The sequence below is a fragment of the Lachnoanaerobaculum sp. genome (assembly GCF_057250505.1).
This window is the reverse complement of sequence record NZ_DBHIEQ010000004.1, coordinates 13,552-29,974: the sequence shown is the minus strand read 5'-3', so window position 1 is coordinate 29,974 and position 16,423 is coordinate 13,552. Positions and strand designations below refer to the sequence as shown.

Below are 16,423 nucleotides of genomic sequence, written 5' to 3'. Positions count from 1 at the left end.
AAATGATGAAGAGTTTATACAAAGCATTAAGGAGATGAAAAGTAAGGTTCATAAAATAATTGAGAATGTTGAGGCGATTTAGAAATGAAGAAAACAAATGGAATTGGTTTTTTTGAAAAAAACCTGACTTTTTGGGTATTGATTTGTATGGTAATAGGCATATTTATTGGGAAATATTTTCCTTCTATTCCGGAATGGTTAGGAAAATTTGAGTTCTATAACGTGTCTATTCCAACAACAATTTTACTTTGGATAATGATTTATCCAATGATGTTGAAAATTGATTTTAAGAGTATCAAAGATATAGGCAAAAATCCTAAAGGTCTATTTATTACATGGTTTGTGAATTGGATCATTAAGCCACTCAGCATGTATTTAATCTCTTCCTTATTTTTCATTATTATTTATAAGGGATTTATAAATAAGGAATTGGCATCAGAATATTTAGCCGGGGCGGTTTTACTCGGAGCTGCACCATGTACCGCAATGGTATTTGTATGGAGCAAGTTAACAAGAGGTGATAGTGCTTATACCTTAGTACAGGTAGCTAGTAACGACTTAATTATTTTGATTGCATATATACCGATTGTGAGCTTCTTATTAAAGGTTGGAAATATAAATATTCCATGGGGAACACTTTTATTGTCCATTGTATTATTTATTGTTGTTCCTCTTGTTTTAAGCATGGTAACTAGAAGTATAATCATTAAAAATAAAGGGGAGGACTACCTAAATAAAACCTTTATCCCTGCATTTGATAAATATACTATGATGGGATTATTGTTGACGTTGATTATAATATTTTCATTTCAAGGACAGAAGATATTGGATCAGCCACTAAATATTATCCTTATTGCAATTCCTTTGATCATTCAAACTTTGTTTATATTTGCAATAACATTTTTCATGGCATATTTAGCAAAGCTGCCATTTTCAATTGCAGCTCCCTGTGGTATGATTGGTGCATCTAACTTTTTTGAGCTGTCCGTTGCAGTTTCTATATCTTTATTTGGGTTATTATCAGGAGCAACGCTAACAACCGTAGTAGGTGTTCTGGTTGAGGTTCCTGTTATGTTAGCCTTGGTAAAGTTTGCCAATTCTATGGAAAATAAATTTAATCGTTGAATAGGACCTGAATCATAAACGTCATAGTCTACACATATTTCTCATGATTGGGCAGGGCACTATAGGTAAATCTGTTCCAAGACAGAAGAGAGATAAGTTAGAAGTTGTAGATAAGTTAGAAGTTGTAGATAAGTATAAGTATCGAGTTTTATTTTTGGGGAAAATGTGGAGGTAGGGTATAAATGGATAATGGATGGCTAAACCGGTCACAATTTTTGTTGGAGAGAACGGATTTGGAAAATCTACACTTAAAGGTTGTGGATACATTAGGTTTTAATCCTGATATTATAATACTCGATCCGCCAAGAGACGGAATACATCCTAAAGCACTGCCAAAGATACTTGAATCCGGTGCAGAGAAAATAGTGTACATATCCTGTAAGCCTACGTCATTTGTGCGAGACCTTAAGGTAATGGAAGCCGCAGGCTACAGAATGGAAAAATGCGTGGGAGTAGATATGTTCCCAAACACAGTTAACTGTGAGGCGGTTGTTATGCTGGACCGTAAGGAAGCGAGAATGGAGGAGATAATATGTCAAGAATAGTTAACGTTATGCGTAAATGTTCGGTTTGTGGTACAGTAAGTGAATATATGGCTTTGGCAAGTACCAATAATCTTGGTGGTGGACCTGATCTGGATTTGAGGCCTGCTGAAATGATGCGAAGCACTATGAATGTGTGGTTGCAGAGATGCCCTGGATGTGGATATGTTTCAGAAGATGTTTCAAATTTAAGCAGAGTGGATAGAGAATGGCTTAATTCTGATAAATATTGTAATTGTGAAGGAATACCATTTGTATCTGATCTCTCAAAAGAGTTTTATAAATATTACTTAATAAACATGTTTGATAATAATATAGAAGATGCATTTTTTGCAGTACTACATGCCGCATGGTCATGTGATGATGATGCAGATATAGTAAATGCAAAGCATTGTAGAGAGCTTGCTATAGAACTTGCAACAAGGTTGTTAGATAAAGGATACGAAAACGAAGACAGCCTGAAATTGACAAGAGCAGACTTAATGAGGAGAGCCGGTCAATTTGAAAAAATGATCAGTATGTATGAAACGGTAGAATTTGATGAAGAACTTTTGAATCAAATATTGAAATTCGAGATTGAAAAGGCTAGTAAGAAAGATAGCTCATGTTATCGTGTTGAAGATGTAGTAGGAAACTGTTAAGTAGAGTGTAGTTTCAATTTTTATGCAATGAGATAATGTAAAATAGTGAAAAAATAGTGTAAATTTAGTGGAAAAAGAGCTGTATAAATATTTGAATTATTTGAGGGGAAAATATATTGAGTTTATAGTCTAAACAGGATATAGGGTATCATATATGAAACTATTAACAATTGATGAGATAATATCTTCGATTCTTGATGAAACCAATGGACTTGATGAAGAGATAACTGACGGAATGATTCTCAAAGAAGAGAATATTCCATATTCAAGTCTTGATAAAGTAAAACAATTGTTGAAAATAGAATATTTAGATCAGGTATTCTCGGATTATATTTTAAAATATAACTGGGGTAATGTCGGTTTTTTAAGTTATCAATTTGGCAACAATGATGAGATTGGACTTGATTGGTTAATAAATAGAAATCTTGAATACAGTGATTATCATATTCTACAAAAAGAAGGAATTATTATTATTGCAAACGGAGATCCATATACTATTTTACTTGAATACAGCTCAGGAAAGATATATGCCTTTACAAGTGATATGAGTTATGAAGAAAAAATACAGATTGCTTTGAACTTTGAAGAACTGGTGAGAGCCATGGGAACAGGACAGTATGCACTTTGGAAGAATAATGAAAAAGAGTTCACTGAACTGATGAGTAGTATGGTGGAAGAAGATGGACTTGTGTTTTGGAAAGATTACGTGGGATTGTATTAGATAAATGCATAAACTGGAATTTATCAGAAAATGAGGAATAGTTGAAATGGAGGCGATATAATAACATGAAGATTGAAGGGAACCAGAAAGAACTGGATGCAATGGTAGAATTTCATAAGGGAAACCGTGTCGAGGGGCTGAGACTGCAAGAAGAATTTGCAGCGGAATTTCGTAAGGAGTATAAAGACAAAGATCACTGTCCTTGCCTGAAAGCCTGTCGTTATCACGGAAACTGTAAGGAATGTGTAGCAATCCACAGAGCGCATCAGGAACATGTTCCTAATTGTATGCGACCATTGATTAATAAAAAATTGAAATTGATGTCAGAATTAACAGAGCATACCTTGGCAAATGAAATAGAAGCTCCACATGAGATTTTAAGAAAATAGAATTTATATTATTGCGTAAAAATATAGGGATGTTTATGGTGAATATCCAAATATAGAAAGTCTACTAAAAGAGCTTAATATTTTAGTCAGTACATAAAGATATAGAGCATAATCAACTATACTTAAGTAAGAACTATATTTATTATAGAATTATGAAAAGATGGAAATATTACTAAAACAGGTTTTGCAGAAAGGAGAAGATTCACTATTCTGTAAAGGAGAATATAGGATCGAATTTTAATATGAAAATAATCGAAAACAATATGGTTTTTGCATTTGACGGAAAAAATAAATGTGTAGCGGAAGTTGAGGACGGTGAAACTCTGATTTTCCGTACACATGATTGCTTTGATAACCAGCTAAGTGAAGAAGGTTCATCAATCGGTAACCTGAATTGGGATTGTATCAATCCGGCTACAGGACCTGTTTATGTAAAAAATGCTCTTGCAGGGGATGTGCTTAAAGTTGAAATACTTGACATTAGACTCGAAAACCAAGGTGTGATGTGTGCGCTGCCTGATAACGGTGTATTGGGTTCTTTGGTAAAAGAAGAGTCTGTAAAGCGCTTGAAGGTGGAAGATAACAAGGTTTACTTTAATGAAAATATTGTATTTGATGTAAATCCTATGATAGGTGTAATAGGTGTAGCACCAAGGAGCGGAGCTATAAATTGCGGTACACCGGGAAATCATGGTGGAAATATGGATAATAAGAGGATTGCAAAAGGCGCGACTCTTTATTTCCCTGTATTTCATGACGGTGCAATATTTTCTTTAGGTGATGTACATGCGGCTATGGGAGACGGTGAAGTAATGGTCAGCGGTGTGGAAATTTCAGCTGATGTAACAGTGAGGCTCTCTGTAATAAAGGGTGTAAGTATTGAGACACCGATGCTTGAAAACGATGATATCTGCGGTGTGATCTATTCTCACGAAGAGATTGAAAAAGCTGTATTTCATGCGGTAAGAATCACAAATGAGATAATGCAAAAGAAACTTGGACTCTCATTTAATGATGCAGGTATGTTAATCAGTGCTGTCGGAGACTTGAGATTTTGTCAGGTGGTGGACCCTGAACGTACTGTTATGATGTGCATACCGAAAACTATATTAAGCAAGTTGTTTTAGATAAATATTATAAGAACTGCGGTTATCGCTTTAGACGGTTTGTGAGGAAAACTATGGCAATAGATGGGGTAAAGATAATAGACAGTGACGATGCCTATGATATTTATAATGATATTGTGGAGCGCTATAAAGACGGCACAGATGTAGATATTATCAAAAAAGATTGGCTGAATGAGGAGAGCAATTTTTGTACCGACGAGCTATATACGGAAATATATTGGACAAGCTTTGCCTATGCACTTTGGAAGATAGGAAGTACGGATGAGAATATAAAAAATAAAGCCTTAAAGATTATATCAAAGGGTGCAAGCGAGCTTTGGAACGAAATAGATGAAAAGGCTATGAAAAAAAGACAAAAAGCACTTGATAAGCTGGCTGACCAACTGCAAAGTGAGAATCAAAGGCCTGTTAAAAAATATAAGCCTGTAAAAGTAAGGAAGCCTTATTTTGAGCTTGGAGATGTTATATCAATAAGATTCGAGAATGAGTATGGAATGTGTTTTGTCTCAGACCTGGATGTAAGACCTCGAAAGATAGAATATCATTTTGCCTGTACAAGAAACTTACAAAAGTGTGAGCCTACAATGGATGATTTTTTAAACAGCCAAATCGCTTATAAAAAAATGAATGCCGAGATTGCACTTGAAACAGACAGATGGTTTAATCATAAGGATTTGGGCGAATTATTACCTCATTTAAAGAAAATCGGGAATGTAAAATTAAAGCCGTATGTTTTGGGTGTTTTGGCACCTGCAGGCACTCTGGAAGATTTCTTTGATGATATTACCACTGATCCGAGTATTTGGTGTTTTAGAATAATGGATACCAAGGAGCTTATAGAAGATGATATGTTATCAGGCCATGAATAATATCTTACAATAAAAAACGTACCTATTCGGTACGTCTTTTTATTAGTAGCTTGAAAGCTTATCTACATTTTGTATTATCACTATCTTTGTATTGGCATCTACGCCGTTTACAAGTTTTTTCATATAATCTTCAGGGATTCTGATACAACCTGCCGATGATGTATCATTGTCTGTCTTTGTACAGTGGATAAAGATAGCTGAGCCCTTACCCGGTACGGCTTCAGTGTTATAGTTCAGTGCCAAAGCGTAGTTGTAGAAAGGATAAGCCGCCTTAAGGTCCTCAGCTGAAGCCCAGTCTTTCTTTACCTTTGATGTATTTACCCAAGTGTTATAGTAGGCGCTGTTTGAGTCGTCTACCCAGTAGTCACCGTCGCCAATCTTTCTGTATTCAAGCAGGCTTCCCGGATTGTCCTTAAGTCCGAAGGCGAACATAGCGTTGAATACACCTTCAGGAGTCTTTTTATCTCCCTCACTCTTTTGGGTAGATATACCGTTGGTACCGGCGATGCCGTTGACATACCAGTTCTTTGTCCATTTTCCGTCGCTTGACTTTGTATAGTCGTTTACGGTTACCTTATTCTTATTGTTCTTATATCCGACAATAAGTATGATGTGATTTGCAGTTTTTGATACAGAAAGCTTTTCCACAGGTAAGGCGGCATAGGCACTTACACTTGTGCTTGCAAGCAGTGTGGACATCACAACAAATGCCGCACATATTTTTTTGATAAGTCTCATATTATTCCATTCTTTCTTAAAATTTAGTCTAATTATAATTTTATAATGCTTAAAGCGGCTTAGTCAACCGAAAAAGAAAAAATTAATATTTGTTTCAAAGAATGTAAAAAACAGATGCATATTTTACTGTATTGTGTTAACATACTAAAGTATAAGGAGAGGTAATATATGTTAAATACTATAACTGACTTTTTGGGAAAGGTTGACAATTTCGTTTGGGGCTTGCCGCTTATCATTTTGATTTTGGCAACAGGACTGTTTTTGACTGTAAGACTTAGAGGCTTGCAAATAAGAAGATTTCCTCTTGCAATCAGATATATGTTTTCTTCAGACGAGGAAGACGGAAGCGGTGAAGTATCAAGTTTTGCGGCGCTTTGTACGGCACTTTCGGCTACGATAGGAACCGGAAATATTGTAGGTGTCGCAACGGCAATAGTTTCAGGCGGTCCCGGAGCATTATTTTGGATGTGGATGGCTGCCATTGTAGGAACCGCAACAAAGTATGCGGAATGTCTGCTTGCGGTAAAGTACAGAGTTGTAGAAAAGGACGGACATATAATAGGCGGACCTTTTTACTATATTGAGAACGGAATGGGAAAGCAGTTTAGATGGCTTGCAAAGATTTTTGCTGTTTTCGGTATAATGGTCGGACTCTTCGGTATAGGTACTTTTACACAGATAAACGGTATTACAAGTGCTGTAGGCAATTTTTTTGATGCTGACAGTGTACATTATGTAAATCTGTTCGGAAGAGATTATTCTATTACAATTGTTATCTCAGGTATTATACTTACCGTATTTGTGGCACTTGTTTTGATCGGCGGATTAAAAAGGATATCAAATGTAGCGCAGGTTGTAGTTCCTTTTATGGCAATTGTATATGTTTTGGTGGTCCTTATTATACTTGGATTAAACATTACAAAGATACCTGCCGCATTGGTAGAGATAGTGGAGGGAGCATTCGGACTGAGAGCCTTTGGAGGAGGTATGTTCGGAGCCATGATTGTTGCTATGCAAAAGGGAATTGCAAGAGGTATTTTCTCAAATGAAGCCGGACTTGGAAGTGCGCCGATTGCAGCGGCTGCGGCACAGTCTAAGGAAGAAGTTCGTCAAGGGCTTATATCAATGCTTGGAACTTTTATAGATACTATTATTATATGTACAATGACAGGTCTTTCCATAGTTATCACAGGTGCATGGAATATGGGACTTGAAGGTGTAGCTGTCACTACAAAGGCATTTCAGATGGGATTGCCTTTCCCCGACAAAGTGGCGGCTTTTATACTTATGATATGTTTGGTGTTCTTTGCTTTTACCACTATTTTGGGTTGGGATTATTATTCAGAGAAATGTCTTGAATATATAATAGGAAATAAGCCTAAGGCAATTACCGCATACAGATGGATTTATATTGCCTGTATTTTTATCGGACCTTATATGACCGTTCAGGCGGTTTGGACTATAGCCGATATATGTAACGGACTTATGGCAATACCTAACCTTACAGCTTTGATTGCACTAAGCGGGGTAGTGGTCAGTGAGACGAATTCCTTCTTTGAAAGAGGTGTACATAAGCAACTTAAATAATTTTTAGCGGCGGCTAAAGGCTGCCGCAGGAAAAACAGCTTGAAAGAAGTGTATATTTGTTGTATACTTTTTACGTTGTGGAAATTCAAATAGCAGTTCTCTTAGTTAAATGGATATAACGATAGCCTCCTAAGCTGTAATTGTGGGTTCGATTCCCGCAGGGAACATTTTTGGCGGTAATGACTTGTGATAAATGCTTGTCATTATCGTTTTTGTTGTATATAAAAGTTTGATTTTTATTGAATAACTATTTATTATATGAGAGAATAATAGCGAACAGTCAAGTTTAATCTTGATTATAAAAGCAAAGATAAAAACGCAATGTACATTTATTGTGCTATAGCCGGTAGGTAGCCCGGCAGTCCTATAATTATATAGGGTAAGTAACCTGCCCCTCCGGGTTGTCCGTTCTTTGTAAAGAAATTGGAGGGATGGCGATGAATGATATAAATGTCAAATTAACTGTATTTTTTGAAAATCCGTTTTGGGTAGGTGTGTTTGAGCATGTTGAAAACAACTTTCTTGTTGTATCAAAAGTAACTTTCGGTGCAGAGCCTAAGGGCTATGAGGTATTAGACTACATAATAAAAAATTACTATAGTTTGGTATTCAGCCCTGCCGTTCACACAAAGATAAAGAAAAACAAAACAAATCCGAAGAAAGCTCAACGTGATGTAAGAAAGCAGATGCAAGTATCCGGTATAGGAACAAAGTCACAGCTTGCATTAAAATCGCAACATGAACAAAATAAGAAGGAAAGTAAGGTAAGAAGGCGAGAAGAAAAAGAGGCGGATGTGCTTAAGAGATTTTTATTAAAACAGTATAAGAAAAGAAAAAAACATAAGGGACATTAATATTAAGTACAAGTATTTGTAGGTGAAAGCGGGTGTTTATATGTATGAAGATGAGAAGACAAAGCTTCAAAAAATTATTGATGACAGTAACAATATAGTGTTTTTCGGTGGGGCAGGTGTGTCTACCGAAAGCGGTATTCCGGACTTTAGAAGTGCGGACGGACTCTACCATCAAAAGTATAAGTACTCTCCGGAACAGGTGGTAAGTCACAGCTTCTTTATGAAATATCCTGAAGTTTTTTATGAGTTTTATAAGGATAAAATGATGTGCCTTGATGCAAAGCCTAACGCCGCACATAATAAACTCGCGGAGCTTGAACATGCCGGAAAACTTAAGGCTGTGGTGACACAAAATATTGACGGATTACATCAGGCTGCAGGAAGCAAGATTGTGTATGAACTGCATGGAAGTATACATAGAAACTACTGTATGAAATGCGGCAAATTCTATGATGCAAAATATGTAAAGGATTCAAAGGGAATACCTTATTGCAACTGTGGCGGTATGATAAAGCCTGATGTGGTACTGTATGAAGAAGGACTTGACGGGAATGTAATAAACTCTGCGATAAGAGCTATAGCATCGACAGATACACTAATTATAGGAGGAACATCTTTGGTTGTATATCCGGCGGCAGGCTTCATTGACTATTTCAGAGGAAAACATCTTGTAGTAATCAATAAGTCGGATACCGCAAAGGCTGTGAATGCCGAGCTTTATGTGAATGCTCCTATCGGAGAGATAATGAGCGGGATAGAAGTATAATAAAGATAAAGGAGTCCTTATGGCAAGGGGGAGCAATCAAAAGTTCAAATTTACATACCTTATGAAGATAATGGCTGAAAAGACTGATGACGAGCACAGTCTGACTATGGCGCAGATACTTGATGAACTTGGCAGATATGGTGTAAGTGCCGAGAGAAAGAGTATCTATGAAGACTTTAAGGATATGGGTGAATTCGGCATTGAAATATTAAAAGAACAAAAAGGCAGAGAGACTTTTTACCATATAGCAGGCAGAGAGTTTGAGCTGGCGGAGGTCAAGCTTTTAATAGATGCTGTGCAGTCTGCCAAGTTTATTACACAAAAGAAGTCAAAGATACTTATTGCAAAGGTGAAAAACTTTGTCAGTGAGCATCAGGCAAAGCAGTTGCAGAGACAGATTTTTATAAATGACCGTGTAAAGACTATGAATGAGAGTGTATATTACAATGTGGACGATATACACACCGCAATCAATAAAAACAAAAAGATTAAATTCAAGTACTATAAATGGGATATTGATAAAAAACTGGTTGCAAGGCATGGCGGCAGTTTTTTTACAGTCAGTCCTTGGGCATTGCTTTGGGATGATGAGAACTACTATATGGTTGCCTTTGACGACTGGGACCGGAAAATAAAGCATTATCGTGTGGACAAGATGATGAACATTTGTATATGTGAAGAGGAAAGAGCCGGCAAAGAAGAGTTCAAAAACTTTGATATGGCAAAGTACTCGAAGGCAACATTCGGTATGTATCATGGAGACAAGAAAAAGGTATGTATCAGATTTGCAAATCATATGTGCGGAGTATTCATAGACAGATTCGGAAAAGATATACTCTTTATGAAAGTTGATGAAGGCTATAGCGAGTTGGTAGTGGATATTAATGTAAGCTTGCAGTTTTTCGGCTGGATTTTCAGCCTCGGAAAAGATGTGACTGTTATTTCACCTAAGGAAGTGGTGGATGAGATAAAGGAGTATACAAAGGAATTTTTGAAAAAATACGAGTAATATCTTCGAGGGTATTTTTAACGGACAGCTTAAATGGTATATTTTGGCTATAAAAAATATTCGATAGGAGAAGATTATGGGAAAGGTTTATATCACACTGACAGGAACAAGGCACTACTTCGGAGATGAATTTTTGGAAAGAGGTATGAAGCTTGTATTGGAGAAGGAGCCTGACAATGAGTTTGACAAAGAAGCAATAAAGGTGCTCTGTGAGGGCATAGGCAAGATAGGGTATGTGGCAAACAGTCCGTATACCGTACTTGGCGAGTCTATGAGTGCAGGCAGGCTGTATGATAAGATAGGTGAGAGTGCAACTGTGAAGGTGGTTTTTAAGACTGAGAAAGGTGTTATTTGTAAGGTTTCAAAGAAGTCTGTGATTGATTACATATAGACAGCGATTACATTTTAAATTGTTTATATGAAGGAGTTTTTATGAGTCTCTTGGGGAATATTTTGTGGCTGATTTTTGGAGGATTTTTAAGCGGTATTTCTTGGATAATTGCCGGATGTCTATGCTGTATTACCGTTATCGGTATACCTCTCGGGCTTCAATGTTTTAAGTTTGCAGGTTTGGCATTTTGTCCTTTCGGCAAGCAGTTTTTCAAACTTGCAAAGCTGTCACTTATGCCTTTCGGTGCTACTGTAATATAGTTACAACATTCTTAAATTATTATTGACTAATTGAAAAAAAGTTATATTTGATATATCATTGAAGCAAAGAAATTAGTGAAAATAATGTATTGTTGTATACAACAGACAACAACATTATATATTCAGGAGGTTAGTATGCCAATTAGTTTAAAAAAGGGACAAAAAGTAAGTCTTACAAAGGGTAATCCGGGTCTTAAGAATGTAGTAGTAGGTCTTGGATGGGACACAAACGCATATGATACAGGTTCGGATTTTGACCTTGATGCGGCAGCATTCTGTCTTACAGATTCAGGCAAGGTTTCAAGTCAGAATGATTTTGTATTCTTCGGTAATCTCAGTCACCCTTCAGGTGCTATAACTCACCTTGGAGATAATCTTACAGGTGCAGGCGACGGAGATGATGAGCAGATTAAGATTGATTTATCAAAAGTTCCGGCTGAGATTACAAAGATTGCATTTACAGTTACTATTTATGAGGCTGAGGCAAGAAGACAGAACTTCGGTCAGGTTTCAAACGCATTTGTCAGAATTTTTGATGAGAATACAGGTGAAGAGCTTTTAAGATATGACCTTGGAGAGGACTTCTCAATAGAGACAGCCGTAGTATTCGGAGAGCTGTACAAAAACGGTGACGAATGGAAGTTCAATGCTATAGGCAGTGGCTACCAGGGCGGACTTGCAGCACTTTGCAATATGTACGGCATTGATGCGGAATAAAAAATATTGATACATTTTAGGACCGAGCGCTTATGTGCCGGTCCTTTTTTATAAAAGTATTTTTTGTAACAAATAATACTGAAAAAAGTCTTCTATAATATTATAATTAGGGTACACTAACTTAGATAAGAAGGAGAAATGTATGAGTAAAATACTTGATTTAGATAAACCGGTTTATGAACTTGCAAAGGAGTATCCTGATTTTATAGATATATTTGCAAGTCTGGGATTTGCGGATATAAAAAATCCTGTTATGTTGAATTCTATGGGCAGAATTATTACAGTGAATAAGGGTTCCAAGATGAAAAAGATTCCGCTTGAGAAGATAAAGGAAGTCTTTGCAGAGCACGGATATGAGATAAAGGGAGACTCTAAGGAAAACGGAGCGGAAGATAAGCCCAAAGCAGCAAAAAAAAGTTCGGATTTGCCACAGGATGATGCAAGCAGTACCGAGCTTATAAAGAAGTATCTTTTAAGACTCTCAAACGGTGAATCACTTGAGTCCGTTCAAAAAGATTTTAAAGAAAAGTTTGAGTCTGTAGATGCAAGTGAAATAATGAAAGCCGAGCAGGAACTTATGGAGTCGGGAATGCCTTATCAGGAGGTACAAAAACTCTGTGACGTTCATTCGGCACTGTTTCACGGTTCTACTGAGAATGAGACAAGTGAGATAGAAAAGACATTGGACCTTGCAAGCGGTGCGGGGGCGGATACAAAGGAACTTGTAGAGACTGTGGGGCATCCGCTTAATACTTTCACAAAAGAGAATAAGAATCTTGAAAGTTATATAGATGAATTTGAAAAAAAGCTTGATAATGATGCTGTAGACAGAGAGCTTTTAAAAAAGATAAGGGAACTTTCAATACATTATGCAAAAAAGGGAGATCTTTTATACCCGCTTTTAAAGACGAAGTACAATGTCACAGGGCCTGCAACTGTAATGTGGTCTGTGGATGACGAGATAAGAGACGAGCTTGCAAGGCTGTCTGCAGTTGATAAAGAGGATGAGAAATGGGTAGAAGATATAAAAGCTGTACTTACAAGAGCTAAGGAGATGGTTTATAAGGAAGAAAATATATTATTTCCTATCTGTGCGGCCAATTTTACAGGTGAAGACTGGGTAAATATATACCTTGACAGCAAGGACTATGAAAATTGTTTGGGCGTAGTACCGGAAAGCTTTGAACTTGCAGAAAATCTGAAAAGAGAATTTGATGATATAGACGGTGAGATAGTTTTACCGGGCGGACATTTTAGTAAGGAGCAGCTTATTGCAATGCTAAATACCATGCCTTTTGAGATTACATTTGTAGATGATAAGGATATAAATCGCTTCTTTAATGAAAATGATGCACCTAAGGCTTTTAAAAGGCCGCTTATGGCTATTGACAGGGATGTATATTCATGTCATCCGCCGAAGATTGAACCTATGGTAAGAGAAATCATCGGCAGCTTCAAATCGGGAACACAGGATGAGGTATCTGTATGGTTGAAGAAAAACGACAAGGATATGCTTATAAAGTATATGGCGGTAAGAGATAAGAACGGGAAGTACCTTGGAACTATGGAGATAGTACAGGATATGGATTTTGCAAGAAAGCATTTTGAAGAAGAAGCATAAAAAATTGGGGCCTATGAATAATCATAAGCCCTTTTTCTATGCGATAATATTTGTAAGTCCGCTCTGTATAAAGGAGTTTGTAAGTACAGCCAGTTCGTGAGGTGACATCTCAAATTCGCTGTCAACCCATCTGACAAGTAGACCTACCGTTCCCGATATGATAAAATCGTAGTACAATTCAAAGTATGGCATATTCTTTTGCTTGATAAACGCTTTATACTTATTAAAAACACATACACGAAGTTTACTTCTCAGTTCACTTGAAAAGCTTGCTTCCAAATCCTCATGTAAAAATATCTTTGACATATCTTTGTTCTTATATATGAATAAAAACAGCGCCTCAATAAAAGGAACGAGATTGTCGGTATCCGGAGCTATAGTGGTAAGTATGCTTTCAAAATCCTTTAAAAGATCTCTTTGAATGTTGTCAAGCAGATCGTAAACATCCTTGTAGTGAAGATAAAAGGTTCCGCGGTTTATATCCGCCATCTGTGCCAATTCTTTAACTGTGATGTTTTGGACTTTCTTAGTCTCAAGCAAGGTGCTTAGACATTTTCTAAGCTGTGCTCTGGTTTTCCTTACTCGTCTGTCCAATGTTTGTTCGTTCATAATCCCTCCAAAATATATTGTACAATTAAATTTGATATTTATAAACAAATAATAAAATAACGTTGTTTAAAGTACTGATATCATTTAATTAACTATTGTACATAAATGTACTTAAAAGTATAATCACTTCCATAGAAAAAAGCAATAGTAAAATAGAGGCGGTTAGGATGAATAAGAAGAATATTAAAAGAAATATATTAAAGAAGACTAAAATGGGAGTTGCGGTTTCACAGATTGTCTTGATGACATCTTTGAATATGTTATCAGGTCTTGCCGGTACACCGCAGGTAACTGTTGATGAAACAGTGTATACAAACTTGGATTATTATGGAACAAGGAAAGATTTGAGTATTGTAAAGGGAGTCAGCTTAAACGGTTATACCGATTTCAGTGACTACGGAGATTACAGCAATGTTATAAATATGACTTCAGACAATGCACCGAAAATTGATGCAAATCAGGTGAGCTTTTCATCACTTGACAGTTCCAAGAAGCTTTACTATGAGGCCACACCGAAATCAAACGATTTGGAACTTCCTTGGAATTTTGACGTATCATATAAGTTAAACGGTGTACCTACAAAGGCTGAGAATTTGGCAGGTGCATCAGGTATGGTTGAGATAAATATAAATGCAAAGCCTGTAAAAACAAAGTCCGATTATTTAAACAACAATATGATTCTTATGCTTGGAACGGATGTGGATATGACAAAGAATCTAAGCGTGGAAGCTCCGGGAGCTCAGATACAGAGTCTCGGTAAGAATACGGTAGTTTTGTTTATGGCATTTCCCGGAGAGGAAAAAGATTTTACTATAAGAATAGGAAGTGACAGCTTTGAGAGTGCAGGCATTATGATGGCAATGGTTCCCGCAACTATGGATTCACTTGATAAGATAAAAGAAATAAATGATGCGAAGGATGATATAAAGGACTCTGTAAATGCGATATATAACAGTAGCAATGCACTTCTTGACGTGATGAATTCTATGGGAGGCGGACTTAAAGGCTTGAACGGAGGATTAAAGGAGCTTCAGTCGGCAAGGGCTACACTATATTCATACGGAGACAGCTTAACGGGACAGACCGATACGGCTATACAAAACCTTAATTCACTTGCAAATACGACCTCACAGATGGTGCCGCATCTTGTGACATCAAAGAATGCCCTGAACGACTTTAATAAAGATATAAATAAGATAGATAAGGGAGTAAGTGATTTAAAACCGGTGCTGTATGATTTGACGGACAGTATGGGAGAGGTAGACAGTTCTATAAGCCATATAGGCTACCTTTTGAATCAGGCAAAAACGGCTGAGGCGGCAGCAGCCATGAATGATTTGAGTAACAAGTTGATACTGTCAAAGAAAAAAGCGCAGCAGTTGCAGCAGATGATAGACGGAAGCGGAGTGCTTGCCACAGCATCAAACGCTGCAGGAAATATCAATATTTACTCTATGGACCAAAGCTTGAGACAACTCTACGGAGGACTTGTAGGTGCGAATATGATATCAAGTGCAAGCGGAAATACTGCCGAAAGCATGTATTACAGATCGCTTCAGAATGCAGTGGCTTCAACAAGCGCAATGTATCAGGGGATTGGAAAAATGCTTGGTGAAACAAATGAATATATAGATGCCGTAAATGCCGGTATTGCAAAGGACGGTGTAAATGCTGTAAAAAACATAAATGATTCGATACTTACAGTTAAGGATCTGGCCAACAATACCACCGATATGATTGATGACATACAGGTTACAACGCTCAATCTGACTGAGATTATTGATGATATGAACGCTCTTAACAAGACTGTAAATTCATATCATGACAGTACCTTGTCGGCTGTTGATACGGCAAACAACATAATAAACTCTGTAGATACCAATATAAATGTGGCAGCCGATACATTAAATACAATCAACAACATGTATAAAAACTCAAAGGATACTTTGAATACAGGAACAAAGGACAGCCTAAGTGCAAGTATGGAGATTGTAAATAAGTCATTGGATGCGCTGAATGTTACAGGTACTTTAAAGCAGTCAAATGATACTTTAAAGTCTGTTTGGGATGAAAAAGTTGACGAGCTTGAAAATGACAGTAATATTTTAAAGATTGATACGGAGGCTACAAAGACATCATTTACATCCGACAAAAATCCTGAGCCGAACTCCGTACAGGTTGTACTTAGAACACAGGAGATAAAAAAAGGTGACAGTGACACCGTAGTGGATTTGGAAAATGAAGATGACAATATGACACCTATAAAAAGAATCGGAAATATATTCAAGAAGCTTTTTGATTTTATAAGATCTTTTGTATCAGGTAAATAAGATTTGAGAAATGCCGTTTTAACGATTGAAAAATTGTTAGAACGGCATTTTTTTAATAAAAATTATTTTAAGTAGAGCTGAAAGTATAGTATAATGCATTTGTGATTGTAGCTTTTACAATCTTAGA

The 16,423-nt window shown here is 36.7% G+C and carries 17 protein-coding genes, 1 tRNA gene and 1 pseudogene; 17 read left to right on the top strand and 2 right to left on the bottom strand.

What is annotated here, in order from left to right:
* The first annotated feature begins 84 nt into the window (after positions 1-84).
* From arsB to ACO6FI_RS02790, 7 genes and pseudogenes are all read left to right on the top strand, one after another.
* A complete protein-coding gene (gene arsB, locus ACO6FI_RS02820) occupies positions 85-1,125 on the top strand; it encodes an ACR3 family arsenite efflux transporter (protein WP_485456015.1) in 1,041 nt (346 codons plus the stop codon).
* Between the two features lie 248 nt (positions 1,126-1,373).
* A pseudogene (locus ACO6FI_RS02815) lies at positions 1,374-1,670 on the top strand (hypothetical protein); the annotation flags it as partial.
* Entirely contained in the window at positions 1,658-2,308 is a 651-nt protein-coding gene (locus ACO6FI_RS02810; protein WP_485456014.1) for a hypothetical protein, read from the top strand. The pseudogene ACO6FI_RS02815 and the gene ACO6FI_RS02810, both read left to right, overlap by 13 nt.
* A gap of 154 nt (positions 2,309-2,462) precedes the next feature.
* Positions 2,463-3,029: an SMI1/KNR4 family protein gene (locus ACO6FI_RS02805; protein ID WP_485456013.1), complete on the top strand. Its 567-nt coding sequence runs from the start codon at positions 2,463-2,465 to the stop codon at positions 3,027-3,029.
* A 65-nt stretch (positions 3,030-3,094) separates the two neighbouring features.
* A complete protein-coding gene (locus ACO6FI_RS02800; RefSeq protein ID WP_004613237.1) occupies positions 3,095-3,418 on the top strand; it encodes a hypothetical protein in 324 nt (107 codons plus the stop codon).
* A 242-nt stretch (positions 3,419-3,660) separates the two neighbouring features.
* Entirely contained in the window at positions 3,661-4,545 is an 885-nt protein-coding gene (locus ACO6FI_RS02795) for an acetamidase/formamidase family protein (protein WP_485456012.1), read from the top strand.
* 53 nt (positions 4,546-4,598) lie between these two features.
* Positions 4,599-5,414 carry a hypothetical protein gene (locus ACO6FI_RS02790; protein ID WP_485456011.1) on the top strand — a complete coding sequence of 272 codons (816 nt, stop codon included), beginning with the start codon at positions 4,599-4,601 and terminating at the stop codon, positions 5,412-5,414.
* A 42-nt stretch (positions 5,415-5,456) separates the two neighbouring features.
* On the opposite strand, the gene ACO6FI_RS02785 is transcribed toward ACO6FI_RS02790, so the two are convergent.
* Positions 5,457-6,152, bottom strand: coding sequence for a L,D-transpeptidase family protein (locus ACO6FI_RS02785; RefSeq protein ID WP_485456010.1), 696 nt, complete (start codon positions 6,150-6,152; stop codon positions 5,457-5,459).
* A gap of 168 nt (positions 6,153-6,320) precedes the next feature.
* Between ACO6FI_RS02785 and ACO6FI_RS02780 the strand changes: the two genes are divergently transcribed.
* The 9 genes from ACO6FI_RS02780 to ACO6FI_RS02740 all read left to right on the top strand — a co-directional run bounded on the left by ACO6FI_RS02780 (position 6,321) and on the right by ACO6FI_RS02740 (position 13,357).
* The gene (locus tag ACO6FI_RS02780) at positions 6,321-7,739 is read left to right on the top strand and encodes an alanine/glycine:cation symporter family protein (RefSeq protein WP_485456009.1); all 1,419 of its coding nucleotides are present in this window, start codon (positions 6,321-6,323) and stop codon (positions 7,737-7,739) included.
* 95 nt (positions 7,740-7,834) lie between these two features.
* Positions 7,835-7,906 (top strand) — tRNA-Arg (locus ACO6FI_RS02775).
* A gap of 270 nt (positions 7,907-8,176) precedes the next feature.
* A complete protein-coding gene (locus ACO6FI_RS02770) occupies positions 8,177-8,593 on the top strand; it encodes a YjdF family protein (RefSeq protein ID WP_485456008.1) in 417 nt (138 codons plus the stop codon).
* Positions 8,594-8,633: 40 nt separating this feature from the next.
* Positions 8,634-9,359, top strand: coding sequence for an NAD-dependent protein deacylase (locus ACO6FI_RS02765; protein ID WP_485456007.1), 726 nt, complete (start codon positions 8,634-8,636; stop codon positions 9,357-9,359).
* Between the two features lie 19 nt (positions 9,360-9,378).
* Positions 9,379-10,368, top strand: a complete 990-nt coding sequence (locus tag ACO6FI_RS02760) for a helix-turn-helix transcriptional regulator (protein WP_485456006.1) — start codon at positions 9,379-9,381, stop codon at positions 10,366-10,368.
* A 76-nt stretch (positions 10,369-10,444) separates the two neighbouring features.
* The gene (locus ACO6FI_RS02755; RefSeq protein ID WP_485456005.1) at positions 10,445-10,759 is read left to right on the top strand and encodes an HIRAN domain-containing protein; all 315 of its coding nucleotides are present in this window, start codon (positions 10,445-10,447) and stop codon (positions 10,757-10,759) included.
* 41 nt (positions 10,760-10,800) lie between these two features.
* Positions 10,801-11,019 carry a YccF domain-containing protein gene (locus ACO6FI_RS02750; RefSeq protein WP_485456004.1) on the top strand — a complete coding sequence of 73 codons (219 nt, stop codon included), beginning with the start codon at positions 10,801-10,803 and terminating at the stop codon, positions 11,017-11,019.
* Between the two features lie 135 nt (positions 11,020-11,154).
* Positions 11,155-11,736, top strand: a complete 582-nt coding sequence (locus ACO6FI_RS02745) for a TerD family protein (RefSeq protein WP_060930447.1) — start codon at positions 11,155-11,157, stop codon at positions 11,734-11,736.
* 142 nt (positions 11,737-11,878) lie between these two features.
* Positions 11,879-13,357 (top strand): DUF438 domain-containing protein, encoded by a 1,479-nt coding sequence (locus ACO6FI_RS02740; protein WP_485456003.1) that lies wholly within the window; start codon positions 11,879-11,881, stop codon positions 13,355-13,357.
* Between the two features lie 36 nt (positions 13,358-13,393).
* Here the strand turns inward: ACO6FI_RS02740 and ACO6FI_RS02735 are convergent, their stop codons facing one another.
* Positions 13,394-13,966, bottom strand: coding sequence for a TetR/AcrR family transcriptional regulator (locus ACO6FI_RS02735; protein WP_485456002.1), 573 nt, complete (start codon positions 13,964-13,966; stop codon positions 13,394-13,396).
* 167 nt (positions 13,967-14,133) lie between these two features.
* Here ACO6FI_RS02735 and ACO6FI_RS02730 point away from each other — a divergent pair, with 167 nt between their 5' ends.
* Positions 14,134-16,296: a hypothetical protein gene (locus ACO6FI_RS02730; RefSeq protein WP_485456001.1), complete on the top strand. Its 2,163-nt coding sequence runs from the start codon at positions 14,134-14,136 to the stop codon at positions 16,294-16,296.
* The last annotated feature ends 127 nt before the right edge of the window (positions 16,297-16,423 follow it).